Here is a 24,581-nt window from a genome sequence, read left to right as displayed (position 1 = left end):
AGATTTCGTGCGGCCCGGCCGTCGGCGTCCCCGGACGCCCGTCGGGTCGTGAACCCCAAATGGAGCACACCATGGCGAAGCCGCCTGCTCGCAAGCCTAAGAAGAAGGTTTGCGCCTTCTGCAAGGACAAGGTCAACTACGTTGACTACAAGGACACGAACCTGCTGCGGAAGTACATCTCCGACCGCGGCAAGATCCGTGCCCGCCGGGTCACCGGCAACTGCACCCAGCACCAGCGTGACGTCGCCACGGCCGTGAAGAACAGCCGTGAGATGGCGCTGCTGCCCTACACCAGCACCGCGCGCTAAGAGAGGGTGACCGAGTAATGAAGATCATCCTCACGCACGAGGTGCCGGGTCTCGGCTCCGCCGGCGAGGTCGTCGAGGTCAAGGACGGCTACGGCCGCAACTACCTGGTCCCGCGTGGCTACGCCATCCGCTGGACCAAGGGCGGTCAGAAGGACGTCGACGCCATCCGTCGCGCCCGCAAGATCCACGAGATCCAGACCCTTGAGGCCGCCAACGAGGTCAAGGGCAAGCTCGAGGGCGTCCAGGTCAAGCTGGCCGTTCGCTCGGGTGACGCCGGCCGTCTGTTCGGTTCGGTGACCCAGTCCGACGTCGTCGAGGCCATCAAGGCCGCCGGCGGCCCGGCTGTGGACAAGCGCGCCGTCGCGATCGCCTCGCCGATCAAGACCGTGGGCACCCACAAGGTCTCGGTCAAGCTGCACTCGGACGTCGTGGCCAACCTCGACGTCGCCGTCGTGGCTGCCTGAGTTCCGTAGCAGTGGCCTGAGGGCCGGACTCCCCCCCGGGGAGTCCGGCCCTCGGTCGTTTTCGAGGGGGCGGGCGCTAACCCCGGACGGCGCCGGTGACCAGCCAGCCGCCGCCGCGGGCGCGGGCCGCCAGGAAGACCGCGCGGACCAGCATGAACAGGTTCATCGCCCACCAGAGCCCGGCCAGCCCGGTGCCGGTGGCCGGAACCGCGGCCGCTGCCGGGGCGAAGACCGCCAGCGTCGCGAGCGCCGCCCAGGCCAGGTACGGGCCGTCGCCGGCGCCCATCAGCACGCCGTCCAGCACGAAGACCAGGCCGGCCACCGGCTGGCTGAGCGCGAGCAGCAGCAGGACGGTGTCCAGCTGTGCCTGCACCGACGGATCGGGCGTGAACAGTGGGACGTACAGCGGGCGGGCGAGCACCACCAGCAGGCCGAGCACCACCCCGGAGCCGACACCCCACCGGACCATCCGCCGGGTGGCGGCCTTGGCGCCCGAGACGTCCGAGGCGCCGAGGTAGCGGCCGATGATGGCCTGCCCGGCGATCGCGATGGCGTCCAGCGCGAAGGCCAGGAAGCTGAACAGCGTCATGGTGATCTGGTGCGCGGCCACCTGGTCGTCGCCGAGCCGGGCGGCCACCGCGGTGGCGATCATCAGCACCCCGCGCAGACTGACGGTCCGGACCAGCAGCGGACCGCCCGCCCTGGCACTGGCCCGGATGCCCGTCGCGTCGGGCCGCAGCGAGGCCCGCTCGCGGCGGGCGCCGCGCACCACCACGGTCAGGTAGACGGCGGCCATCCCGGTCTGCGCGAGCACGGTGCCCCAGGCCGAGCCGGCCACCCCGAGCCCGGCGCCGTACACCAGGCCGACGTTCAGGCCGAGGTTGGCGGTGAAGCCCGCGATCGCCACCAGCAGCGGTGTGCGGGTGTCCTGGAGCCCGCGCAGCACACCGGTGGCGGCCATCACCAGCAGCATCGCCGGGATGCCCAGGGAACTGATCCGCAGGTACGTCACCGCGTACGGCGCGGCGGTCGGTGAGGCGCCCAGGAGGTCGGCCACCCAGGGGGCCAGCAGCAGGGTGAGCAGGACCACCGGGACGGCCAGCCCGAGGGCGAGCCAGAGGCCGTCGACGCCCTGCTGGACGGCGCCCCGGCGGTCCCCGGCGCCGATCCGGCGGGCCACCGCGGCGGTGGTGGCGTAGGCGAGGAAGACGAACACGCCGGTCGCGGTGGTGAGCGCGGCGGAGGCGACGCCGACCCCGGCGAGCTGGGGGGTGCCGAGGTGGCCGACGATCGCCGAGTCGGCCATCAGGAACAGTGGCTCGGCGACCAGCGCGCCGAAGGCCGGGATCGCCAGGGCGAGGATCTCGCGGTCGTGTCGGCGTATGGAGGGCTCGGTGGGGGCGGCGGTCATGGGCTCCAGGGTACTCATCCACAGGTAATGACTGCTAGCCGATTGCAGTCATTACTCGATACCTTGAGCGACGAGCTCCGTCCGCTGTGCGCCCACAGCCGTTCGGAGGTGTGTGAAGAATTTCTCATGCACAGGCCCGGCAAGAGGTAATCGCAGGTCAGCCGGTTGACGGTGGATCGATCGTCCGGTTATCCACAGGAGCTTCCACAGGGGTGTCCACAGCTTTGCGGCAGTTCTCCACAGCCCAGGGCCACTCGTCCACACCCCCTGTGGATAACCGCCTTGGCGCAAGGGCTCCCGGCGCCTTAGCGTGGGCTCTCCGCCCGACACTCCCACCCGCCTCGGCGTCCGATTTGTCGGTGCCGTGGCGTACAAAGAGGAGCGGATCCGCTCCACCCAGCCACCGGCAAGGCCCGCTCCAACTCGCACCACTCGCTGATCGGGGAACACGCGTGACCGGCCCCCAGTACGACGACCACGACGCCCCGCCGCCGGAGGAGGACTGGCAGACCGCCGAGGATCCCTTCCCGGTCGGCGCCTTCGACGACGCCCCCTTCCCGGACGGGCCCGGCGACCGGCTCCCGGTCTCCCGCAACCGCGGCGGTCAGGGTGGCCAGGGTGGCGGCCGGGGCGAGGGTTTCCGCAAGGGCGGTGGCTTCAAGAAGGGTGACCGCCGGGACGACCGCGACCGCCGCGAGGACGAGGGCCAGGGCGGCGTCGACGGCTTCGAGCGCGTTCCCCCGCAGGACCTCGCCGCCGAGCAGTCCGTCCTGGGCGGCATGCTGCTGTCCAAGGACGCCATCGCCGACGTCGTCGAGGTGCTCAAGCCGGCCGACTACTACCGGCCCGCGCACGAGATGGTCCACGGCGCGATCCTCGACCTCTACGCCCGCGGCGAGCCGGCCGACCCGATCACCGTGGCCGGCGAGCTGACCAAGCGCGGCGAGCTGCAGCGCGTCGGCGGCGCCTCCTACCTGCACACCCTGGTCAACTCCGTCCCGACCGCGGCCAACGCCGAGTACTACGCCCAGATCGTCCACGAGCGGGCCGTGCTGCGCCGTCTGGTCGAGGCCGGTACCCGGATCGCCGGCATGGGCTACGCGGCCGAGGGCGACGTGGACGAGATCGTCAACGCCGCCCAGGCGGAGATCTACGCCGTCACCGAGCAGCGCACCAACGAGGACTACGCGCCGCTGGCCGACATCATGGAGGGCGCCCTCGACGAGATCGAGGCGATCGGCTCCCGGCAGGGCCAGATGTCCGGCGTGCCCACCGGCTTCGCCGACTTCGACCAGCTCACCAACGGCCTGCACCCCGGTCAGATGATCGTCATCGCGGCCCGTCCCGCCATGGGTAAGTCCACCCTCGCGCTGGACTTCGCCCGCGCCTGCTCGATCCACCACAAGCTGCCGAGCGTGATCTTCTCGCTCGAAATGGGCCGCAACGAGATCGCCATGCGTCTGCTCTCCGCCGAGGCCCGGGTCGCGCTGCACCACATGCGCTCCGGGAACATGACGGACGACGACTGGACCCGGGTCGCCCGCCGGATGCCCGACGTCAGCGAGGCGCCGCTGTTCATCGACGACTCGCCGAACCTGTCGATGATGGAGATCCGCGCCAAGTGCCGCCGGCTCAAGCAGCGCAACGACATCAAGCTGATCGTGATCGACTACCTCCAGCTGATGCAGTCCGGCGGCTCCCGCCGGGCCGAGAACCGCCAGCAGGAGGTCTCGGACATGTCCCGTAACCTCAAGCTGCTGGCCAAGGAGCTGGAAGTCCCGGTCATCGCGCTCTCGCAGCTGAACCGTGGTCCCGAGCAGCGCACCGACAAGCGGCCGATGGTCTCGGACCTGCGTGAGTCCGGCTCCATCGAGCAGGACGCCGACATGGTCATCCTGCTGCACCGCGAGGACGCGTACGAGAAGGAGTCCCCGCGCGCGGGCGAGGCCGACCTGATCGTCGCCAAGCACCGTAACGGTCCGACCGCCACCATCACCGTGGCCTTCCAGGGCCACTACTCGCGCTTCGTCGACATGACCCGGGACTGAGCCCGTCGGTTGTAGGGTCTCAAATATCGTGTCGGAATCTCGCGGTCGGTGTCGGATCGAAGTCGGATCCGACACCGAGCTGAGATTCGCAGGTCGCTGCCGTACCTCGTTCGAGTGAGTGTTGCCGGTGTGCTCCCGTCAGCGTGTTGGGCGGGAGCATCGTGCTGCCGAGGGGCAACTCCAACTCGGGAGTGGGGATGGAAGCGACTGTCAGCTTTCGCGGACACGGTAGCGGGATTGAAGCGTGTTCCTGGGCGTCCGTGGCACCGGCGTCGCTACAGACGGCTCATCCGTGGCGGACGTTCCGCTGGTACAGGGGGCAGAAGCACTACTCGGGCACCTACTGGTCGGCGACAATGGGCGATCACGTGATCTACGAGTCACGGCTTGAGCTGTCGCGTCTGCTCTTCGCCGATTTTGATCTGTCTGTACGCGCCGTCGTGGCCCAGCCCTTTCTGCTGGAGACAGTGCTGGAGGGGAAGACACGTCGGCACATCCCGGACTATCTCCTGCTCACTGGGCAGGTGCCGGTGGTTGTCGACGTCAAGCCGTTGCAGCGGTTGTCCACGCCGGAGGTGGCTTTCACCTTCGAGTGGACCCGGAGGGCGGTGGAATCTCGGGGATGGGAGTACGAGGTCTGGAGCGAGCCTCCGGCCGCAGAGCTGGAGAACATCCGGTTCCTCGCGGGCTACCGTAGAGATTGGCTGTTCAACCCCGAGGTTTTGGAAGCGCTGCGGGATGCGGATCTCGACGGGCTTCCTCTGGGACAGGCCATGAGGTGTCTGCCGGATCATCCGGAGCCTCAAGTCCGTTCCGCTATCTTCCATTTGCTCTGGAAGCAGGCTTTCGTCACCGATCTCGACGAGCCTCTCGGCCCTTCGCACATCCTGCGGAGGTCAGCGTGAGCAGGGCGGCGACCCGAGTCGGAGTTGGTACGCGCTTCCGCTACGACGGGGAATCCGTCGAGGTGGTGGAGATGGCCGCGACCACTGCGGGCAACGAAGTCGTCCTGAAGGATGGTCACGGGCGGCTTCTGCGGCTGTCGCTCAAGGAGTTGCTGTTCTCTGACCGTGCCGCGATCAGTCCTGATGGCCCGGGACCGGCCGCAGATGACGAAGGCGAGATCGCCTCCGTGGTCCTCGGGCAGCTTGATGCGGAGGAGAGACAGAAAGTCCTGGAGCGAGCTGGGCACGTCCGCGAGGTGCTGACCGGCTACCGCTCCGGCAGCGGGGAGTTGGCGGCCGACGACGAACCGAAGGCCGCCTACGCCACGGCAGTGCCGATGGAAGCGAGGAAGGCTGCCAAAGCGGCGGAACTTGGCATGACGGCTCGCACCATCGAGCGCTGGGTCGCTGGATTTCTCCAGCATGGCGAGGCCGGCCTTGCACCGGGGAGGACGCGTTCGGAGCGGGCACAGAGCTCGGTCGATGACCGGTGGGTGGAGACCGCGGTGGAGGTGATGGTTGAGCACGCCGACCAGTCGCGGCCGTCGCGGACGTTGGTGATCGAGCGGACCCGGGCCCGGGTGATTGCGCGGTTCGGTGAGGGAGTGGTGCCGCAACCGAGTCGGGCGACGGCGTTTCGGCTGATGGAGCAGTTGGAGCGACGCCATCCGCTGTTCCGGCTGAGTACGAAGCGCAACCGGGACATTGCCGGTCGGCCGGAGGGCCCCTACGGCAAGCTGCGGCCCACGCGGCCGGGCGAGTACCTGGTGATGGACTCCACCCGTCTGGATGTGTTCGCGTTCGATCCGCTGACGCTCAAGTGGGTGCAGGCCGAGTTGAGTGTCGGGATGGACTGGTACACCCGCTGCATCACGGGGATCCGGCTCACGCCGGTCTCGACGAAGGCGGTGGATGTCAGCGCGGTGCTGTTCCAGTCGTTTCGGCCGAGGCCGGCGGGACGGGACTGGCCGCGGCACGCGGTCTGGCCCGAGCACGGCATTCCCCGCACCGTCCTGGTCGACGTCGAGGGCGTCACCGGGCCGGGGCTGGCCTCGCCGCCCCTGGTTCCCGAGACGCTGGTGGTCGACCACGGCAAGGTCTACGTCTCGGAGCATCTGACCAGCGTCTGCCGCCGGATGGGCATCTCCATCCAGCCGGCCCGCCTGCGGACGGGCCGCGACAAGGGACCGGTGGAGCGCTACTTCCGGACCCTGCGGGAAGGGCTGCTGCAGGTGCTGCCCGGCTACAAGGGGCCCGATATCCACTCGCGGGGCGAGAGCCCCGAGGACGATGCGTTCTTCTTCCTCGACGAGCTGGAGGCGATCATCCGGGAGTGGACCGCGACGGTCTATCACTGCAGGCCACACTCCGGTCTGGTCGATCCAGGGCTGCCGGGGATGCGGATGTCCCCGGCGAAGATGTTCGAGCACGGCATGGCGCGGGCGGGCTACATCGAAGCACCCCGTGACCGGGACCTGGCCTTTGAGTTCCTGAAGACCGAGTGGCGCACGGTCCAGCACTATGGGGTGGAGATCGGCCGCCGCCGTTACAGCGGCCCGGGCCTGCCGGAGCCGGGTATCCGCAGTCCTTACGACGCGCCGGTGAAGAACGGCTGGCCGTTCCAGGTGGACCCCGACAACATCACCCGGATCTACTTCCGTGATCCGGCCACCCGGTCCTGGCACACGCTGGTCTGGGAGCACGCACCGTCGGCCGAGATGCCGCTGAGCGAGGACGCGTTGGTGTTCGCCCGCCGGCTGGCCGCCTCGAAGTATCGCTTCCCCGACGACCGGCTCGCCGTCGCCGATCTGCTTCAGCGGTGGAACCTCGGGCTGGGCACCACGATCGCCGAGCGGCGCATGGCCCTGCGGCTCTCGCGCGAGCAGGCCGCCATCGAGCTTCCCGAGAGCGAGGAGGAGACGGTCGTCTCGCTTCCGTCCGTACGCAAGGCCCTCGGTCAGGACGAGGGGACCGCAGGGCTGCGGGAGCCCGACGTGGTGGCGGAGACGGGGGACGACGACGAGGCCGATCTGGAGGACCTCGCCGCGGAGAACGACTTCTACGCCGATGCGCTGGAGGACGTGTGAGCGCGGACGGTGTTCCGGGGCCGGCCAATCTCGCCTTGTCGCGGAAGGAGGACTTCAAGGCGTTCGCTGAGAGTCCCCGCCGCAGCCGGCCCGATCTGCTGACCCGCAAGCAGCTGAAGTCCCTGGCCACACAGGAGCGGGCGGACTACGACCGGCGGCGCCGGGCGTGGCACGCGAACATCGGCCCGGTCAAGACACCGCAACTGGCAGAGCTCCACGAGGACTTGTGGGACATCGTCGACAGCAACGAGCAGGACGGAGACAAGGCCAAGGGGGCGGTGGCCGTCGACGCGTTCCCGGGGCTCGGCAAGACGACCTCGGTGCTGGCCTTCGCCCGCGACTTCCACCAGCGGGAGATCGAGGAGTCGGGCCCGTTCACGAGCCAGGGGCACGAGCGGATTCCCGTCTGCCGGGTCGGGCTGACCGGGAACACCGGGATGAAGGACCTCAACCGGGCCATGCTGGAGTTCTTCGGCCACCCCGGACAAGGGAGGGGCACCACCGCCCAGTTCGGACGGCGGGTGCTGGACTGCGTGTTGTCCTGTGACGTCCGTCTGCTGGTTCTGGACGATCTGCACTTCCTGAAGTGGGGCCAGAAGAGCGGCATCGAGGTGAGCAATCACCTGAAGTGGATCGCCAACGAGTTCCCGGTGACATTGCTCATGGTGGGGGTCGAACTCGCGGAGAAGGGCCTGTTCGGTGAAGGCACGAACGGGCGCGACACCGCCCTGGCCCAGACCGGCCGTCGTACCACCCGCCTGGGGCTTCGCCCGTTCACCATCGACGGGGAAGCCGGGCGCTGGGAATGGCGGCAGATGCTGTTGGCCCTCGAACAGCGCGTCGTGCTCGCCGACAAGCACCCCGGCATGCTCGCGGACGACCTGTCGGACTATCTGTTCGCCCGCAGCACCGGACACATCGGCTCGCTGATGACGCTGATCAACCGCGGCTGCCAGCGGGCGGTCCGAACCGGTGCCGAACGGCTGGACCAGGAGCTGATGGACCGGGTGAAGAACGACGAAGCATCCGAGGCGGCCCGCCTCGAACTCCAGGTCGCGCTGGAGAAGAAGCGGCTGACCAGCCGCCCGCGATCCCGAAGCCGACGAGCCGCATGAGACCGCCGGCCCGCACCCTGCCGATCCGGTTTCCCCCATTGCCCGGCGAGGCCCTGGACTCCTGGCTGGAAGCGACGGCCCGACGGATGGACACCACACTCGGCGATGTCCTACTGCACTTTGGTTTCCCGGTCCGCCAGCGGGCCGGAAACCAGCACCACGGCATCCCGGCCGACTGGACGATCTTCCTCGACGAGCGGTTGACCGCTGCCGTCGCGCACGCGACCGGCATCAGCTCGCAGGCGATCACCGCACTGACGCTGGCCCACTATGACGGGCGGGCCCTGCGGACGAGTGCGGGTGGACGGTCCGTGTCGCGGCATGTCCTCTGGGGCCGCGGGCGGGGTTCCCGGTTCTGCCCGGACTGCCTTGCGAGGGCCGACGGTCGCTGGCAGTTGTCCTGGCGGCTCGGCTTCTCCTTCGCCTGCACCCGCCACCGCAGACTGCTGGCCGACTGCTGTCCGGTTTGTGGGAGAGTTCCCAGACAGCGGCCCTGTTCGGGCCGCTCCGTTCCCCGGCCAGAACTCTGCGGCAACCCGCCAGCCCGGCCCGGTGGCCCGGTCACCGCCGGATGCGGCAGCGACCTTCGCAGTGTTCCGACACTCCTCCTGCCTCCCGGGCACCCCGTTCTCACAGCGCAGGACCAGGTGATGGCCGCCATCGACACCACGACCGCCTCCTTCGGCCCCTACGCGGCCACCCCGCAGCCGACGGCAGCCGTCCTGGCCGACATCAGAGCGCTGGGCATCCGCTTCCTGGCGGACCTCCCTGCCGAGGCCCTGGGGCAGTGGCTCCCCGAAGACATCACGACGGCATATCTCTCCCAGAGGCCCGCCGCTGCCGGGCAGGCGGGGGACCGCCCGGGCTTCATGGCCCCGCCGCGGGCCGCAGACACCGCGGTCGCGATCACCGGCGCCCTGAACATTCTGCAGAGACCCGGAATCCATACGGCCGGCGAGGCCCTGCGCGGCCTGCTGGAAGCAGTACGCGACGAGCTCACACAGATCTCGGTGACCAGCATTGACGACTGGGGCCAGGGCATCAGCCCGGTGCTGCAGTCCGTGCACCTGGCCGCTCTCGCCCCGTCCCTCCGGCCCAGTGAGTGCCTCCGCTACCGCACCACGACCCAGTCGCCACGACGGCCGACCAGGACGGCGCGAGCCACTGAGCAACGCTCCAGGAAGATCCCCACGCTCTTCTGGCCTTCCTGGACGGCCCGGCTCGCACCACCCGAAGGAATCCACGCACGAACCCTGGCCCCCGTACTCGCCGCCTTGCTACTGATCCCCGATGCCCGTGTTTCCTTGGACCAGGCCGCCGTTCTGGCCGGTGACGTCACCGATGGCATCGAGATCTCCCGCCTTCTCCAGGAACTCGATGATCTGCCGCACTGGCCGGACATCGTTACCGCCCTGACCCGACTCACCGACTACCTCGACGCCGACGACACCCCCATCGACTACGGTCGGCGCCGAATCCTGGACTACACCCGCCTGCTTTCCCACGACCGTTGGCTGGAGATCTGCCTCCGCACGGGAACACCTCCGGGGGCCGGCAGGCGCGCACGCATCGCCCGCAGCCAGCTCTTCCGCCGCCTCAGCGGCCTGCCTGCCGAGTCTTGCCCCGACGAACTGGGCGGGCTTGACAGTCGAGAGTTCCGGGCGGCCTCCGTGCGGTTCACCGCCCTTCAGACCCCCGAACTCGCACACGCCCTCCAACAGGAAGCCCTCGGCTTCCTGGCCTCGCACCACATCCACGACGAGCCCGTGACCTGGCAGCCTCCCACCGGCTTGCTGGCCGGTCTCTCCCTTCCAGGACCCGACCCGGCGCACATCGACCTGACCCGCCTGCACCAGCTCGTCCGAGAACGCCAGCACCCCGTCCAGCACGCCGCCCAAGTCCTGGGCACGACCGTCGAGGTCATCCGGCAGCTTCTCGACGAACACCCAGCACCCCCACCCCCCATGACGAAGAACACCGCCAGAGCCACCGGCCACATCCGGCTCCAAGCCCGTCGGGAACTGTCGAAAGAGACCTTCACCCGCCTCTACCTCAGCGAACACCGCTCGTTGAAGCAGATTGCCACCCTCACCGGCTTCTCCCGCAGCGTCCTGACCGGCCTCGCCCGCGAATATGGCATCCCCCTCCGCAACGGCCCACAGGACTACAAGCGATGCGGTGACATCGAACGTGACTGGCTCTTCGAGCAGTACGTCCACCATCGGCGGACCCTGCCCGACCTTGCCCGCGAGAAGGGAATGAGCACCACGAACATGGCCAGGTGGGCCCGCACTTACGAAATCCCGCTCCGGCCCCGTGGCGGGGGAAGCCATGACGCCGCCCTCCGGGTTCCCAATGCGACTGCCAGGATGCCCCCCATCCTGCGGATAGCCCTCACCAGCCCCTACGCGTGGCAACGGCTGGATCGCTTCCTGGCGGCCGTCTCCTACCCAACGATGAGGGAAGCTGCCGCAGCCCTCGGGATCAACCAGTCGGCGCTCGTGACCCAGATCAGCCGTCTCGAACGGGACCTCGGGAACCCCCTGTTTGAGCGCGCCGAGCGCGGACGCCCGATGAGGCTGACAGCGGTTGGCGAGGAGGTCACCGCCGCGGCTCAGAGGCTCCGGCGACGGGTGCCGACACCTCGCAACGAATCCTGTCGTACTGGGAAGGCACAATCGGCGCATGCCTGAGACCTTCGTCGACCTCGGAACCGTCAATGTGCCGTCCGGTGTGCTGGTGCTCGGCATGGCCGGGTGGATCGACTACTGGCGGGAACTGGGTCAGCCCCTATCCGAGCGCGCCAGGACAGCCGCGTCCTCGGGAGGGGGTCATCTTCGTGAGTGGTTGTGCGAGGCGGCCGCCGTCCCGGCCGCCGACGACCGGCCGTTGAGGGTGAGGGCGAGCACGTCGCCATCCCCGTTCGATAAAGAGCCGACGATCGCGACCCTGGAGATCAGCCTCGGACTCGCATGGCCCGAGGCCGCAGACCGGTCGGTGCCGATCCTGCTCGGGGACCTGCCCGTCGACCGTTGCGGCATGGTCATTGGCGACGCCGCAGGGCTGGACGCATGGACGGGGATGAACGACGAGCCAGCCGACGGGCTCGCCGATGTCACCTATTGGGGCCGGTACGCGGACGACGCACACGCCGAGTTCGGTGGCGAGCGGATCGCGCAGTACGGCGTCGACGGACCGCACGGGTGGCTCGATCTCCCGCTGGCCGAGGCAGCCGCGCGCGCGGCCGAACTCACCGCCTGGCGTGACCGCCTCCACGCCAAGGGCCTCATGGTCTCGATAGACCAGCACACTGACTTCTACCGCTTTCGGCGGGCCGGGTGGCACCATCCGCTCCAGGTCGGTGCGATCGAGGTCGGCGGCTGTCAGGTGCTCGGGATCGAATGGGACCAAGGCGACCACTCGATCAGACACCGCGGTGAGCGCAACGCCGGCCAGGTCTACCCGGTCACGCTCGAAGCCGACGAGGCGGGCGAGATGGTGATGCGATGGACCATCCCGCCCTATGACTTCGAAGACGAGTGACGAGCCCAGCTCAGGGGATTCGTCATCGTCGTCGGACTGCCCAGCCAGGGCCGGTGTCAGGTTGTGAGACTCCAGGGACGGGTTCAGTCGGTCTAGTTGACCATGCTGCCGCCCTGCCACAGCTCATGAGCCGTGCGAGCTGATTCCAGCAACAGCGTACGGAGCTCCGCGCGGTGCGATCCGCGTTCTTTCTTCGCATGGCAGTTGGGGCACAGCGCGATCATCTGCACCGGGTGATCGCGGCCGCCCTCGGAGATGCGTTCGATGTGATCCACTTCCAAGATGGGCTGGCCATCGTCGGTCACGTCATCGACTTGCCCGGCGCAGGACGGGTTCTCGCAGCGCCCTCGGCTGCGGAGCAGCACCGCATCTTTGGCGTCTCCAAGACGTACCGGCGCGTTCCGCTTGGTCTCGCGGCGTTGCCCATAGGCGGCGGCCTCGCGCTGCTCGACCTTGCTGACGAGAGCCCGGTAGGTGGCAGTGTCCGCAGTGGCCGGCGGCGGCACCGTTGATCCCTCGTTGCCGGTCTCGCGCCTGCGGTTCTCGCACTGTTGGTGGCGGATTAGACCGTTTTGCACTGGTTTCTCGCAGACCGGGCACGACTGCTGCGGCCGTTCGCGCGCTGGCTCCATCGTCGGTAGCGCTGGACGACGATGGCGAATCCCCTCGCTGATTTCCGACTTGGGTTGGCTGGGAGGAGCCGTTGCGGGCGCGACTGGGGTCGTGGAGCTGGCCATCTGTGGACCCACGCGATCGACTCGCGCCTTCGCAGGACGAGGCGGTGCGGCAACCTTCTTGGCAACTGCCTTCTTTACGGGGGCCGCCTTCAAAAGAGGCGGCGACGGCTGGCGCTTCGCATCCACGACCGAACGGATATGAACCCCAAGCATGTTGACTGTTTCGTCAATCCACCGCTTGGCTTCCACCCACGTCGGCGCGTACTCCCTGCCCGATCCCGCGCCAGCCGGCCACAGCACCGGACGCTTTGATATGAAGGTCACGGTCCTGTTCGGGTATTTCAACCGCATTGAGGCGCCGGTCTTCTCATCCAGGCCGTTGTGTGTCTGTGCCAGCCAGTTGAACAGTTCCCGAGCGACAGAATGGCTGAGCTTTTCGAGGTGGAAGGTGATTCTGGGGAAGCGTCCATCGACCAGCGCCACTGTGACGCTGTAGCGCCGTTCTTCGTCCCACTCGAAGATGATTGACGTGCCGTCCGGACTCCAGGGCTTACGGTAATCACCGACGAAGGCGAGGAAGTCGTTGTGGTCCGTCTTGCGGTCGCTTGCGCGTGGATCGCCCTCATCTGGGGCTTCGGGACCTCTGACGTCAGAGAACATTCGCCCAAGTTATCCGAGGGGACCTCGGTCTCGGTGCTGAGTTACCGTTCGGTTGTTGAACGGCGGATCGGGAGGGTTTGAGGCCGCTCTAGACGTGGAGCCCGTGCCTTGCAGTGGCTGCTTCGGGACCAGTTCGAGGCGGTTGGGGAAGCTGCGGGAGGCGAAACCCTTTTGCCCTGCCGTACGGCAGGGCCTGATGCTGAGCACTCGGGATTCGTCAGGGTACGCCACTGCCGAGAGCGGTTGGAGACGGTCGACCGGGCGCCGGACCATCCCGCCCTACGACTACGAAGACGAGTGACGAGTTCAGCTCTGGGGATCCGCCACCGCCGTGAGACTAATCAACCCCAACACGTGGTGAGACAGATCCGAGATCCGCAGGTCACAGAGGCGACCTGTGACACGAGCGGTGAGACCCTACATCGGTCAGTCGTACGCGGAGCTCCCGTGGTGGAACCGTCGCCGCGCCCGCGGCACCGGCCCGGGGCGTACCGGCCCCGGTGGCTCCGACCGAGCCGAGGGTTCCCGCCGGGGCGGGTTCGCGCAGCGGCTGAGCGGCTCGCGGCAGACATCGAGGGCCTGTACCCCGGCCGGGGTACAGGCCCTTCGTCGGTCCGGGGCGCCGGGTCAGATGCTGACGGTGGCGCGGAAGAGCGTGCTGCCGGTGCCGGTGAGGCGGGTCGGGGCGCCGGTGGCCGGGAGGAAGGCCGACTGGCCGCGGACGAGGTCCAGGGCGGTGCCGTCGGTGGCGGTGAGCCGTACCGCGCCCTCGGTGCAGAGCAGGATCTGCGGGGTGCGGCCGTCGATCTCGCGTTCGACGCCGTCCAGCTCGAAGCGGGAGAGCCGGAACTCGTCGATCGGGACGGGGTAGAGCTGCTCGCCGGGAGTCGCCGCGACGGGGACGGGACGGACGACCCGGGCCGCGTCGGACTCGAAGACCACGACCTTCAGCAGCTCCGGCACGTCGATGTGCTTGGGGGTGAGACCGGCCCGCAGCACGTTGTCCGAGTTGGCCTGCAGTTCGACGCAGGCGCCGGACAGGTAGGCGTGCGGCACCCCGGCGCCCAGGTAGAGCGCCTCGCTGGCGCGCAGCCGGAAGTGGTTGAGCAGGAAGGCGGTGATCAGGCCGCGGTCCTCCGGGAAGTCCTTGGCGATCCTGGCGTACGGGGCGTAGTCCCAGTCCGGGTCGCCGTCGTCGCACTCCGCCAGCGCCTGGGCGGTCTCCCGGGCGATCCGCTCGGCGGTCCGGTCGTCCATGGTGAGGACGGCGGCCAGGGTTCCGCGCAGCGCCTCGGCCTCGTCCTCGACGGACAGCAGGTCGATCAGCGCGTCGTGTCCTGGCACCGAGAGCCCGGCCATCAGTTCGGCCGCCTCGGCGGGCCGGCGGAAGCCGCACAGGCCCTCGAACTCGCCCAGCGCGCAGATCATTTCGGGCTTGTGGTTGTCGTCGCGGTAGCTGCGCTCGGGGGCGTCCAGCGGTATCCCGAGGGCGTTCTCGGCGGCGAAGCCGGCCTTGGCCTGGTCCGGCGTGGGGTGCGCCTGGATGGACAGCGGGGTGCCCGCGGTGAGGACCTTGAACAGGAACGGCAGGGTCGGGCCGAACCTGGCCACGCTCGCCGCGCCGAGCTCGCCCTCGGGGTCGGCCGCGATCAGCTCGTCCAGCCGCCGCGGGCCCTCGCCGCGGTCGGCGCGGGACGGGTCGCCGGGGTGGGCGCCCATCCACAGCTCGGCCTGCGGTTCGCCGGTCGGCTGCTGCCCCAGCAGCTCGGGCAGGGCCGTGAGCGACCCCCAGGCATACGGGCGGACGGTGTTGACGAGCCTGTCCATGCGCGCGGTCCTACTCCTTCGCTGTCTGGGCGGGTCTGCCGGATCGCCGAGGCGGGCCCGGCGGTGCGGGGGGTCCGGGCACGGGGCAAGGGCATCGACCCTAGCCCACCTGCCGTACCCACGGGCAAACGGTGGTCATCCGGTGGGAGTGCCGTGGTCGGACCGGTGGTTCCCGGGCGCGGTAGTAGGATGCCAGGACGCAGTAGTCCCAGCCCCGCACAGCATTCTCCACCGTGGTCAACCCGTCGGCGGGCTGTCGGCGGGACCGCGTTCCAGAGTGCGGGCGACGGTGTTCTGATACTCCCCGCCATCGGCCGAGAGGTTTGTACGTGACCGTGAACCAGCAGAGTTTTGCTGATCTCGGCAGGGTCCTGGTGATCATCCCGACCTACAACGAGGCGGAGAACGTCGAGCGGATCGTCGGCCGGGTCCGCGCCTCGGTGCCCGAGGCGCACGTGCTGGTCGCCGACGACAACAGCCCCGACGGCACCGGCGAGCTGGCCGACAAGCTGGCCACCGAGGACCAGAACGTGCACGTCATGCACCGCAAGGGCAAGGAGGGCCTGGGCGCCGCCTACCTCGCGGGCTTCCGCTGGGGCATCGACAACGGCTACGACGTCCTGGTCGAGATGGACGCGGACGGCTCGCACCAGCCCGAGGAGCTGGACCGGCTGCTGGGCGCGCTGCGCGGCGCCGACCTGGTGCTCGGCTCGCGCTGGGTGCCGGGCGGCCGGGTGGTGAACTGGCCGAAGTCGCGACTGCTGCTCTCGCGCGGCGGCTCCACCTACTCGCGGCTGATGCTGGGCGTGCCGATCCGGGACGTCACCGGCGGCTACCGGGCCTTCCGCAAGGAGACCCTGCAGGGGCTGGGCATGGACCAGGTGGCTTCGGCCGGGTACTGCTTCCAGGTCGACCTGGCCTGGCGCACGGTGAAGGCCGGGTTCAAGGTCGCCGAGGTGCCGATCACCTTCGTCGAGCGCGAGCTGGGCGCGTCCAAGATGAGCCGCAACATCGTGATCGAGGCGCTCTGGCGGGTCACCTCCTGGGGTGTCGCCGACCGGGTGGCCCGACTGCGTGGTCGCCTGACCAAGCGCTGAGTCCTGGGCGAAGGGCCCGTCCGCCGGTTTCCGGCGGGCGGGCCCTTCGTCGTGTCCGGGGGTTTCCGGCTGCCGCGGCCCGGGCCGGTCAGCAGCCGCCCTTGAGGGCGCTCTCCGGCAGGTAGCGGTCGGCCCAGACGGCCAGTTCGGTGAGTGCGGGCTTCAGCGCGATGCCGCCCTCGGTGAGCCGGTAGCTGACCCGCAGCGGCGGGCCCGCGTCGACCTCACGGACGAGCATCCCGGCCTCGGCCAGCTCGGACAGCCGGTCGGAGAGCATCCGCTCGCTGATGCCCGGGATCGCGCGGCGCAGCTCGGAGAAGTAGGCCGGGCCGCTCTGGGCGAGCACGCCCAGCAGCAGGCCGGTCCAGCGCTTCCCGAGCAGGGTGAACACCCGGGTGAGGGCCAGCTCGACGTTGCCGCAGCCGCCCTGCTCCCCGGCGGCGGCGCACGCCTCCACGGCGGTGGGCGCCCCATCGGTCACTACCTCGTGCTCGGCCATGGCATCCAGACTACTCGACCTGTCACTAGTGACTGCAGAAAAGTAAGCTGCTACGGTACTTGCAGCTGCGGCGAAAACAGCAGCTACTTATTCTCTGGAGGTCCCGCCATGCCCACGCTTCTGCACATCGACTCCTCCGCGGTCGCCGACGGCTCCGTCTCCCGCGAGGTCACGGCCGCCTTCCGGGCCGCCTGGCTGGCCGAGCACCCCGAGGGCACGGTGATCCACCGGGACCTCGCCGTCGACCAGATCCCGCACCTGGACGTCCACGGCATCACCAGCGGGTTCGTCCCGGCCGAGGGCCGCAGCGCCGAGCAGAGAGCCGCCTTCGCGCTGCGCGACGAGCTGATGGCCGAACTGGAGGGCGCCGACGCCGTGCTGATCGGCACCCCGATGTACAACTTCACGATCCCGTCGACCCTCAAGGCCTGGCTGGACCAGGTGATCCTGATGGGTCGCACGGCCGGCGAGGAGCCCTCCGCCAAGGGCACCCCGGTCACCGTGGTCGCCGCTCGCGGCGGCTCGTACGCGCCCGGCGCCCCGCGCGAGCCGTACGAGTTCGTCACCACCTACCTGGAGAAGGTGCTGACCGGCATGCTCGGGCTGGAGGTCGACTTCATCGTCCCGGAGTTCACCCTGGCCGGGGCCGTCCCGGCGATGGCCGACTTCGTGCCGAAGGCCGTCGAGTCCAAGGCGCAGGCGCTGGAGCAGGCCGCCCGCCGCGGCAAGGAGACCGCCGCCCGCGCCGCGGTGTGAGCCGGCTGAGCCGCGTGAGCCGCGTCTGAAGGCGCGCCCCGCCGGGCGCGCCTTCCGCGCGATCGGCCGCCGGTACTCCCATGCTGTAGGGCGCAGGGAGTCCGACCGCCGACCAGAGGGAGCAGCCCGTGACGTCGTCCCCGCCCGAGGAGAGCGCCGGTGCGGACCGGGCGGACGCCGAGCCCGCTGCGACCGACCCCGGGGTGGCCGGCGCCGCCGCGCAGGCCGAGCGGCCCGCGCGGCCGCTGGAGGTCGCCGTCTTCACCGGTCCCGAGTCGGCCTTCTTCACCACCTCCACGCTGATCCTCGGCGAGCGGACCGCGATCCTGGTGGACGCCCAGCTCACCCGCAGCGCCGGGCGGGAACTGGCCGAGTGGGTCGCGGGCAAGGGCCGCCGGCTGCTCGCCATCGTGGTCACCCACCAGCACCCCGACCACTACTTCGGCGCCGAGGAGGTGCTGAAGCTCTTCCCGGACGCCCAGCTGCTGGCCGCGTCGGCGGTGGTCGAGGGCATCCGGCGCACCGTCGCCGCCAAGGTCGCGCAGTGGAAGCCGGTGTACGGCGACGACATCCCCGACCACCCGCTGGTCCCGGCCCCGCTGCTGCCGCAGCCGCTGATGCTCGACCGCCAGGTGATCCCGGTGCTGCTGCTCGGCCAGGCCGACTGCGGGGAGTCCTCGGTCGTCCACGTGCCCGGCATCCGGACCGTGATCGCCGGGGACTTCGTCGGCAACGGCACCCACGTGTGGACCGCCGACACCACCCCGGCCCAGCGCGCCACCTGGGGGCGCAACCTCGGCCGGATCGCCGACCTCGGGGTGGAGCGGGTGATCGCCGGACACCGCGCCCCCGGACAGGGCGACGACGCGGCCCGGGTGCTCGCCTTCACCGGGGAGTACCTGCGGGACTTCGACCGGGCGCTGGCCGCGCACCCGGCCGACCCGGAGGCGCTGGTCACGGCGATGAACGAGCGGTACGGGGAGCTGACCCTGCCGTCCTTCCTGGAGCTGGGCGCGGCGGCGAACACCGCCCGGGCGGCGGCGGAGGACGGGATCATCGACGCGGAGATCGTCGAGGACGACCCGGCCGAGTAGTGCCCGGCCGGGTAGGGCCCGCCCGAGGAGTGCCCGGCCGGGTAGGGCCCGGCGTGGCCGGGCGGATACTGGCCGCATGACGCCGTACGACGTGATCGTCCCCGCGGGTGGGGCCGCCCGCCGCCTCGGCGGGGTCGACAAGCCCGGTCTGACCGTGGGGGAGACCACCCTGCTCGACCGGGTGCTCGCCGCCTGCACGGGCGCCCGCACCACCGTGGTGGTCGGTCCCGCTCGGCCGACCGCGCGCGACGGGGTCCGCTGGACCAGGGAGCAACCGCCCGGCGGCGGGCCGGTCGCCGCCGTCGCGGCCGGGCTCGACCTGGTCACCGCGGACACCGTGCTGCTGTTCGCCGCCGACCTGCCCTTCCTGGACCGCAGGACGGTGGACCGGCTGGTCGGTGCCCTCGACGCGGCCGACCCGACCGTGGCGGCCACCGTCCTGGTCGACGCCGGCGGACGCGAGCAGCCGCTCGCCGCCGCCTACCGGACCGCCCCGCTGCGGGCCGCGCTGGCCGGGCTCGGCGACCCGGACGGGCTGCCGCTGCGCCGGCTCGTCGGAGGGCTGTCCCGGCTGCTGGTGGCCGACACCGACAACGTCGCGTACGACTGCGACACCTGGGAGGACCTGGAGCAGGCCCGGGAGCGGGAGAAGTCCTGAGGGTTCGCCGCGCGGCGGTCGGCAGGGACCTCACGGGGTCCGTCGTCGGCCCGTGAGGGAAACGACGCGCCTTGCACACGGGGTGAACACCTCGGGGAAACCGCCGATCAGGCAGCATGGGCGCATGGAGCGCACGCTGGAAGACTGGATCGCCGAGGTCAAGGCCGACCTGGGTATCGACCTGGACGTGGACGTCCGGGGCCTGCTCGACATGGCCCGGGTGGTCGCGCACGGGGTCGCCCGGCCGGCCGCGCCGCTGACCGCCTTCCTGATCGGCTACGCGGCCGCGCAGCAGGGCGGCGGGTCGCAGGCCGTGGCCGAGGCGTCCCGGCGGACCACGGCGCTCGCCGAGAGCTGGAGCGCCGCCGCCGGGCCGGGCGAGCCGTGAGCGAGCTCGGGCGGACCACCGTGGCCACCCCGTCCACCGGCCCCGGCCTGCTGAGCTGGCCGCGGGCCCGGGAGACCGCGCGCCGGGCCGGGCTGCGCCCGCTGCCGGTGATCGGGCTGTCGCTGGCCGAGACGCTCGGCCACACCCTCGCCGAACCGCTGGGCGCGCTGACCGACCTGCCCGCCTTCGACACCTCCGCGATGGACGGCTGGGCGGTCGCCGGTCCCGGGCCCTGGCGGGTCGCCGGGCGGGTGCTGGCCGGCCGCACCGAGGTGACGCCGCTGGCCGACGGCAGTGCCGTCGAGATCGCCACGGGGGCCCAACTGCCGCCCGGCGCCACCGCCGTACTGCGCCGCGAGCACGGTCGGACGGACGGCGTGGTGCTGCACGACCGCGGCCCGCAGCAGCTGACCACCGGTCAGGACGTCCGCCCGCGCGGCCAGGAGTGCCGCCGGGGCGAGGAGCTGCTGCCGGCCGGGACGGTGATCGGCCCGGCGGTGCTCGGCCTCGCCGCGGCCTGCGGCCACGACCGGCTCGCCGTGCGCCGCCGTCCGGTGGTCCAACTGCTGGTGCTGGGAGACGAGTTGCTTGCCTCCGGGATTCCCGGGCCGGGGCTGGTCCGGGACGCGCTCGGTCCGCTTCTGCCGCCCTGGCTGCGGGCGGCCGGTGCGGAGGTGGCCGAAGTCCGGTGCGTCCGCGACGACTTCGGGCTGCTGCGGGACGCGCTGCGGCACTCCACCGCCGACGTCGTGGTGACCACCGGCGGGACGGCCGCCGGGCCGGTGGACTTCCTGCACCGGGCGCTCGCCGAGTCCGGTGCCCGGCTGCTGGTGGACGGCGTCGCCGTGCGGCCCGGGCACCCCATGCTGCTGGCCGAACTCCCCGGCAGGCGCCACCTGGTGGGCCTGCCGGGCAACCCGCTGGCCGCGGTCGCCGGGATGGTCACGCTCGCCCTGCCGCTGCTGCACGCCCTCGGCGGGCGGTCCGTCGCCGCCCCCGCGCTCGCGCCGGCGGCCGTGCTGCTGCCCGGGCACCCGGTGGACACCCGGCTGCAGCCGGTGCGGCGCACCGTCGAGGGAGTCGTACCGCTCGCCTTCGACGGGCCCGCGATGCTGCGCGGCCTGGCCCGGGCGGAGGCGCTGGCCGTGGTCCCGCCCGGCGGGGCGGCGGCCGGGCAGGCCGTCGAGCTGGTGGAGGCGCCGTGAGCGAGCAGTGGGGGCACCCCCGGCCGGAGGCTGGGGGAGAGGTGGGCGCATGAGTCGGTTGCGGCGGATCTCGGCGCCGGGGACCGAACCGTGGGCGGACGCCGGGATCGTGCTGCCCGCCCGGCGGACCGCGCCGGCGCTCCGGCAGGTCGGCTCGCGGCTGCTGCTGGCGCTGGCCGTCCTGGTCGCCACCTCGGTGATCGTGTACCTCGACCGGGGCGGCTACCACGACAACGCGGGCGGCGAACTCAGCTTCCTGGACGCGGCGTACTACGCCACCGTGACGCTCTCCACCACCGGGTACGGCGACATCACCCCGTTCAGCGACGGCGCCCGGCTCACCAACATCTTCGTGATCACCCCGCTGCGCGTGCTGTTCCTGATCATCCTGGTCGGCACCACGTTGGAGGTGCTCACCGAACGGACCCGCCTGCAATGGCGGTTGAACCGCTGGAGGTCCACCGTGCGCGAGCACACCGTCGTCATCGGCTTCGGGACGAAGGGGCGCAGCGCCGTCGACACCCTGCTCGGACAGGGGGTGAAGAAGGAGGAGATCGTCGTCGTCGACCCGCAGCTCAAGGTGATCGAGTACGCCTCGCAGCACGGCCTGGTCGGGGTGGTCGGCGACGCGACCCGGACCGACACCCTGGTGCGGGCCGCTCTGCCCACCGCGGCCCGGGTGGTGGTCGCGCCCGAGCGGGACGACACCGCCGTGCTGATCACCCTGACGGCGCGGCAGTTGAACAAGGCCGCCACCGTGGTCGCGGCGGTGCGGGAGGACGAGAACGCGCCGGTGCTGCGGCAGAGCGGCGCCGACGTCGTGGTCACCAGCTCCAGTTCGGCCGGGCGGCTGCTCGGGCTGTCGATGCTCAGCCCGCACGCCGGAGCGGTGATGGAGGACCTGCTGACGTACGGGAAGGGGCTGGACGTGGTGGAGCGCCCGGTCACCCGGGCCGAGGCCGGGCACAGTCCGCGCGAGTGCGCGGACCTGGTGGTCGCGGTGGTCCGGGGCCGACGGGTGCTCAACTACACCGAGCCGGAGGCCGCCGTGCTGCAGCTGACCGACCGGGTGATCGTCATCAAGTCGACCGACCGGCGAGGGGCCTGACCCCCGAACTGCGGTGAGTCGCAGTAGGTTCGGGGCATGTATGCGATGACGATTCCCGTACCCGGCGGCCCCGAGGCACTGGTGTGGGCCGAGGTGCCCGATCCGGTGCCCGGCGAGGGCGAGGTCCTGGTCGAGGTGGCGGCCACCGCCGTCAACCGGGCCGACCTGCTTCAGCGGCAGGGCTTCTACAACCCGCCGCCCGGCGCCTCGCCCTACCCGGGGCTGGAGTGCGCCGGGCGGATCGTCGCGCTCGGGCCGGGGGTGTCCGGTTGGGCGGTCGGCGACGAGGTGTGCGCGCTGCTGGCCGGCGGCGGGTACGCGCAGCGGGTCGCGGTGCCGAGCGGGCAGCTGCTGCCGATGCCGAAGGGGCTGAGCGCGGAGCAGGCCGCGGCGCTGCCGGAGGTGGCCTGCACCGTCTGGTCCAACGTGTTCCTCACGGCCCACCTGCGGCCCGGTGAGACGGTGCTGCTGCACGGCGGCGCGAGCGGCATCGGAACGATGGCGATCCAGCTGGGCAAGGCGGTCGGCGCGCGGGTCGCGGTGACGGCGGGCAGCGCGGAGAAGCTGGCCCGGTGCGTCGAGCTGGGCGCGGACATCGCGATCGACTACCGCGAGCAGGACTTCGTCGAGGTGCTCCGGGAGGCCACCGACGGGGCCGGGGCGGACGTGATCCTGGACATCATGGGCGCCAAGTACCTGCAGCGGAACGTGGACGCGCTGGCGGTCAACGGACGGCTGGTGATCATCGGGCTGCAGGGCGGGGTGAAGGGCGAGCTCGACCTCAACGCGCTGCTGCGCAAGCGGGCGGCGGTGATCGCCACCAACCTGCGCGGGCGGCCGCTGGCGGAGAAGGCGGCGATCGTGGCGGCGGTGCGGGAGCACGTGTGGCCGCTGGTCGAGTCCGGCGTGGTGAAGCCGGTGGTGGACCGGGTGCTGCCGCTGGTCGAGGCCGGTGCGGGGCACCGGGTGCTGGAGGCGGGGGAGCAGGTCGGGAAGGTCGTGCTGAAGGCCTGAGCGGCGGGTCCGCGGGGCGGCGGGGTGGCCCGGGATGTCTGAAATGCCGCATTAGGCGGAATGTGTGAGGCTGGTCCGGAGCTGTCCCGCCGCCGGCCCCGCCTCCGGGCGCGGTCGGCCGTCGGAAGGACTCCGACCGTGGCCGCACCATTCCACTCATCCCTCGGGCCGCTGCCCGCCGCGTCGCACCACCGTCGTACCCACCGCACCCAGAGGCTGTTCGCGGCGGCCGTGCTGGGGCTGATGCTCCCGCTGGCCGTCGCGACGGCGGCCCCCGCGACGACGACCGTCGCGGGGGCCCTGTCGGACACCGGACCGAGCGTCGGGGCGGAGCCCTCGGCCGCACGGCCGCAGCATCAGGGGCCCAGGCAGCGCCGGGCCGCCGGCGACTTCCCCCGTGCCCACCGCCACCGCCTGGCCTCGGCGCCGGAGCGCCCCGGCGCGGCGGTCGAGCGGGCGCCGGACCAGGCCGTCCAGCAGCCTCCCGCGCAGGCCCCGGAGCAGGTCCAGGACCAGGCCCCCGGCCGGGCCCAGGACCGGAGCTTCGAGACCGACCGCCCGGACAGCGACGCGGGCACCCCGGCCCCCGCCGACCCCACCGCCCCGGACACCGTCACGGGCGCCTCCGACCAGCCCGTCGCAGCCCCCGCTGTCCCCGCCGTCCTCCCGGCACGCTGGCAGGACCCCTCCACCCTCCAGCTCCCCCTGGGCGTCGGCCTCGGCCTGATCGGCTGCGGCCTCGGCCTGATCGGCCTCCGCCTGCGGAAGGGCTGAACCGGCCCGCTTCGCCCCTCTCCGGCCCGTCGAGAGCACTCCTCCGGCCCTGCCGGAGGTGGAGGTTCGGTGCGGGTTCCGGGGCGGGCTCCTGGGGGCCGTGCGGCGGGAGTCGGTCGGGGCGGGGCGGGAACTGAGTATCCGTACGGATTCCCGCGCGGGGCGCGGGGGCGTACCGTCGTGACGGGGTGGCGCAGGACGGCGGGACGAACGGGGGCTTCCGCCCGACCAACCCCAGTGAGAGAGAATGTTGTTCATGACGAATCCGATGAACGAGCGCTCGTCGCAGGAGCCCTTCCGGGCCGCCGGCGGGCAGTCGCAGGACGGCCAGAAGGTGCTGATCGTCGGACCGGACGGGCTGCCGGTGGGCCAGGGGTTCGCCGGGCCGGCGGGAGACGGGGACGACGAGGGCGACCTCCCGCGTGAGCTCCCGGTGACCGAGATGGTCGAGCAGCCCGCCAAGGTCATGCGCATCGGCAGCATGATCAAGCAGCTGCTGGAGGAGGTCCGGGCCGCGCCTCTCGACGAGGCCAGCCGGGCCCGGCTGAAGGACATCCACGCCAGCTCGATCAAGGAGCTGGAGCTCGGGCTGGCCCCGGAGCTGGTCGCCGAGCTGGAGCGGCTGTCGCTGCCGTTCACCGAGGACAGCATCCCGACCGAGGCCGAGCTGCGGATCGCCCAGGCCCAGCTGGTGGGCTGGCTGGAGGGCCTGTTCCACGGCATCCAGACCGCCCTGTTCGCCCAGCAGATGGCCGCGCGGGCCCAGCTGGAGCAGATGCGCCGCGCCCTGCCGCCCGGTCTGCACGGCGGCGAGCCGGACGAGGAGGACCCTGGTCACGGCCGCGGCATCCGTTCCGGCCCCTACCTCTAGACCGCAGCCTGTGGACCACAGCCTGTAGGCCGT

General features: G+C 71.1%; 21 protein-coding genes and 2 pseudogenes. 19 read left to right on the top strand and 4 right to left on the bottom strand.

The window, feature by feature from the left end:
- Positions 1-71 precede the first annotated feature (71 nt).
- Both rpsR and rplI read left to right on the top strand, forming a co-directional pair.
- Positions 72-308 carry a 30S ribosomal protein S18 gene (gene rpsR, locus ACGF12_RS01110; protein ID WP_350515712.1) on the top strand — a complete coding sequence of 79 codons (237 nt, stop codon included), beginning with the start codon at positions 72-74 and terminating at the stop codon, positions 306-308.
- A 17-nt stretch (positions 309-325) separates the two neighbouring features.
- Complete coding sequence (gene rplI / locus ACGF12_RS01105; RefSeq protein WP_393023630.1) at positions 326-772, top strand: 50S ribosomal protein L9; 447 nt, start codon at positions 326-328, stop codon at positions 770-772.
- Positions 773-848: 76 nt separating this feature from the next.
- Here rplI and ACGF12_RS01100 read toward each other — a convergent pair whose 3' ends face one another.
- Positions 849-2,183, bottom strand: a complete 1,335-nt coding sequence (locus ACGF12_RS01100; protein WP_393023628.1) for an MATE family efflux transporter — start codon at positions 2,181-2,183, stop codon at positions 849-851.
- A gap of 452 nt (positions 2,184-2,635) precedes the next feature.
- Between ACGF12_RS01100 and dnaB the strand changes: the two genes are divergently transcribed.
- From dnaB to ACGF12_RS01065, 7 genes and pseudogenes are all read left to right on the top strand, one after another.
- Entirely contained in the window at positions 2,636-4,231 is a 1,596-nt protein-coding gene (gene dnaB / locus ACGF12_RS01095) for a replicative DNA helicase (protein ID WP_387613293.1), read from the top strand.
- Positions 4,232-4,428: 197 nt separating this feature from the next.
- Positions 4,429-5,136, top strand: coding sequence for a TnsA-like heteromeric transposase endonuclease subunit (locus ACGF12_RS01090; RefSeq protein ID WP_393023626.1), 708 nt, complete (start codon positions 4,429-4,431; stop codon positions 5,134-5,136).
- Positions 5,133-7,262 carry a helix-turn-helix domain-containing protein gene (locus tag ACGF12_RS01085; protein WP_393023623.1) on the top strand — a complete coding sequence of 710 codons (2,130 nt, stop codon included), beginning with the start codon at positions 5,133-5,135 and terminating at the stop codon, positions 7,260-7,262. The genes ACGF12_RS01090 and ACGF12_RS01085 overlap by 4 nt, the downstream gene beginning before the upstream one ends.
- A gap of 35 nt (positions 7,263-7,297) precedes the next feature.
- Positions 7,298-8,377 (top strand): AAA family ATPase, encoded by a 1,080-nt coding sequence (locus ACGF12_RS01080; RefSeq protein ID WP_393023620.1) that lies wholly within the window; start codon positions 7,298-7,300, stop codon positions 8,375-8,377.
- Positions 8,374-8,766: pseudogene (locus tag ACGF12_RS01075) on the top strand (TniQ family protein); the annotation flags it as partial. The gene ACGF12_RS01080 and the pseudogene ACGF12_RS01075, both read left to right, overlap by 4 nt.
- A gap of 261 nt (positions 8,767-9,027) precedes the next feature.
- A complete protein-coding gene (locus ACGF12_RS01070; RefSeq protein WP_393023934.1) occupies positions 9,028-11,070 on the top strand; it encodes a LysR family transcriptional regulator in 2,043 nt (680 codons plus the stop codon).
- Positions 11,063-11,920: a hypothetical protein gene (locus ACGF12_RS01065; protein ID WP_393023618.1), complete on the top strand. Its 858-nt coding sequence runs from the start codon at positions 11,063-11,065 to the stop codon at positions 11,918-11,920. Before ACGF12_RS01070 ends, ACGF12_RS01065 begins: the two co-directional genes overlap by 8 nt.
- A 92-nt stretch (positions 11,921-12,012) precedes the next feature.
- Here ACGF12_RS01065 and ACGF12_RS01060 read toward each other — a convergent pair whose 3' ends face one another.
- A complete protein-coding gene (locus ACGF12_RS01060; protein ID WP_393023616.1) occupies positions 12,013-13,257 on the bottom strand; it encodes an HNH endonuclease in 1,245 nt (414 codons plus the stop codon).
- 627 nt (positions 13,258-13,884) lie between these two features.
- A complete protein-coding gene (manA, locus tag ACGF12_RS01055) occupies positions 13,885-15,084 on the bottom strand; it encodes a mannose-6-phosphate isomerase, class I (protein ID WP_393023613.1) in 1,200 nt (399 codons plus the stop codon).
- Between the two features lie 329 nt (positions 15,085-15,413).
- Here manA and ACGF12_RS01050 point away from each other — a divergent pair, with 329 nt between their 5' ends.
- The gene (locus tag ACGF12_RS01050) at positions 15,414-16,181 is read left to right on the top strand and encodes a polyprenol monophosphomannose synthase (RefSeq protein WP_393023610.1); all 768 of its coding nucleotides are present in this window, start codon (positions 15,414-15,416) and stop codon (positions 16,179-16,181) included.
- 88 nt (positions 16,182-16,269) lie between these two features.
- Here the strand turns inward: ACGF12_RS01050 and ACGF12_RS01045 are convergent, their stop codons facing one another.
- Positions 16,270-16,680 carry a winged helix-turn-helix transcriptional regulator gene (locus ACGF12_RS01045; RefSeq protein ID WP_393023608.1) on the bottom strand — a complete coding sequence of 137 codons (411 nt, stop codon included), beginning with the start codon at positions 16,678-16,680 and terminating at the stop codon, positions 16,270-16,272.
- Between the two features lie 108 nt (positions 16,681-16,788).
- On the opposite strand from ACGF12_RS01045, the gene ACGF12_RS01040 reads away from it, so the two are divergent.
- From ACGF12_RS01040 to ACGF12_RS01000, 9 genes and pseudogenes are all read left to right on the top strand, one after another.
- On the top strand, positions 16,789-17,436 hold the full coding sequence (locus ACGF12_RS01040) for an FMN-dependent NADH-azoreductase (protein WP_393023605.1): 648 nt from the start codon (positions 16,789-16,791) through the stop codon (positions 17,434-17,436).
- 128 nt (positions 17,437-17,564) lie between these two features.
- Complete coding sequence (locus ACGF12_RS01035) at positions 17,565-18,530, top strand: MBL fold metallo-hydrolase (protein WP_393023602.1); 966 nt, start codon at positions 17,565-17,567, stop codon at positions 18,528-18,530.
- 76 nt (positions 18,531-18,606) lie between these two features.
- Positions 18,607-19,188, top strand: a complete 582-nt coding sequence (locus ACGF12_RS01030) for a molybdenum cofactor guanylyltransferase (protein ID WP_393023600.1) — start codon at positions 18,607-18,609, stop codon at positions 19,186-19,188.
- 106 nt (positions 19,189-19,294) lie between these two features.
- A pseudogene (locus ACGF12_RS01025) lies at positions 19,295-19,576 on the top strand (DUF6457 domain-containing protein); the annotation flags it as partial.
- Positions 19,573-20,781, top strand: coding sequence for a molybdopterin molybdotransferase MoeA (locus tag ACGF12_RS01020; protein ID WP_393023597.1), 1,209 nt, complete (start codon positions 19,573-19,575; stop codon positions 20,779-20,781). The pseudogene ACGF12_RS01025 and the gene ACGF12_RS01020, both read left to right, overlap by 4 nt.
- Before the next feature lie 49 nt (positions 20,782-20,830).
- Positions 20,831-21,889: a potassium channel family protein gene (locus tag ACGF12_RS01015; protein ID WP_393023595.1), complete on the top strand. Its 1,059-nt coding sequence runs from the start codon at positions 20,831-20,833 to the stop codon at positions 21,887-21,889.
- Positions 21,890-21,925: 36 nt separating this feature from the next.
- Complete coding sequence (locus ACGF12_RS01010) at positions 21,926-22,903, top strand: NAD(P)H-quinone oxidoreductase (RefSeq protein WP_393023592.1); 978 nt, start codon at positions 21,926-21,928, stop codon at positions 22,901-22,903.
- Positions 22,904-23,041: 138 nt separating this feature from the next.
- Positions 23,042-23,677, top strand: coding sequence for a hypothetical protein (locus ACGF12_RS01005; protein WP_393023589.1), 636 nt, complete (start codon positions 23,042-23,044; stop codon positions 23,675-23,677).
- Between the two features lie 256 nt (positions 23,678-23,933).
- Complete coding sequence (locus tag ACGF12_RS01000; protein ID WP_380608842.1) at positions 23,934-24,548, top strand: bacterial proteasome activator family protein; 615 nt, start codon at positions 23,934-23,936, stop codon at positions 24,546-24,548.
- Positions 24,549-24,581 lie beyond the last annotated feature (33 nt).

Source organism: Kitasatospora sp. NPDC048296, from assembly GCF_043201815.1.
GTDB lineage: Bacteria > Actinomycetota > Actinomycetes > Streptomycetales > Streptomycetaceae > Kitasatospora.
This window is presented reverse-complemented; position numbering and strand designations above follow the sequence as displayed.

Coding starts and splice junctions, on each gene's coding strand:
- rplI (WP_393023630.1), top strand. CDS start 326: ATGAAGATCATCCTCACGCACGAGGTGCCGGGTCTCGGCTCCGCCGGC.
- ACGF12_RS01070 (WP_393023934.1), top strand. CDS start 9,028: ATGGCCGCCATCGACACCACGACCGCCTCCTTCGGCCCCTACGCGGCC.
- ACGF12_RS01000 (WP_380608842.1), top strand. CDS start 23,934: ATGACGAATCCGATGAACGAGCGCTCGTCGCAGGAGCCCTTCCGGGCC.
- ACGF12_RS01090 (WP_393023626.1), top strand. CDS start 4,429: ATGGAAGCGACTGTCAGCTTTCGCGGACACGGTAGCGGGATTGAAGCG.
- ACGF12_RS01015 (WP_393023595.1), top strand. CDS start 20,831: ATGAGTCGGTTGCGGCGGATCTCGGCGCCGGGGACCGAACCGTGGGCG.
- ACGF12_RS01010 (WP_393023592.1), top strand. CDS start 21,926: ATGTATGCGATGACGATTCCCGTACCCGGCGGCCCCGAGGCACTGGTG.
- ACGF12_RS01100 (WP_393023628.1), bottom strand. CDS start 2,183: ATGACCGCCGCCCCCACCGAGCCCTCCATACGCCGACACGACCGCGAG.
- rpsR (WP_350515712.1), top strand. CDS start 72: ATGGCGAAGCCGCCTGCTCGCAAGCCTAAGAAGAAGGTTTGCGCCTTC.
- ACGF12_RS01060 (WP_393023616.1), bottom strand. CDS start 13,257: ATGTTCTCTGACGTCAGAGGTCCCGAAGCCCCAGATGAGGGCGATCCA.
- manA (WP_393023613.1), bottom strand. CDS start 15,084: ATGGACAGGCTCGTCAACACCGTCCGCCCGTATGCCTGGGGGTCGCTC.
- ACGF12_RS01040 (WP_393023605.1), top strand. CDS start 16,789: ATGCCCACGCTTCTGCACATCGACTCCTCCGCGGTCGCCGACGGCTCC.
- ACGF12_RS01045 (WP_393023608.1), bottom strand. CDS start 16,680: ATGGCCGAGCACGAGGTAGTGACCGATGGGGCGCCCACCGCCGTGGAG.
- ACGF12_RS01030 (WP_393023600.1), top strand. CDS start 18,607: ATGACGCCGTACGACGTGATCGTCCCCGCGGGTGGGGCCGCCCGCCGC.
- ACGF12_RS01065 (WP_393023618.1), top strand. CDS start 11,063: ATGCCTGAGACCTTCGTCGACCTCGGAACCGTCAATGTGCCGTCCGGT.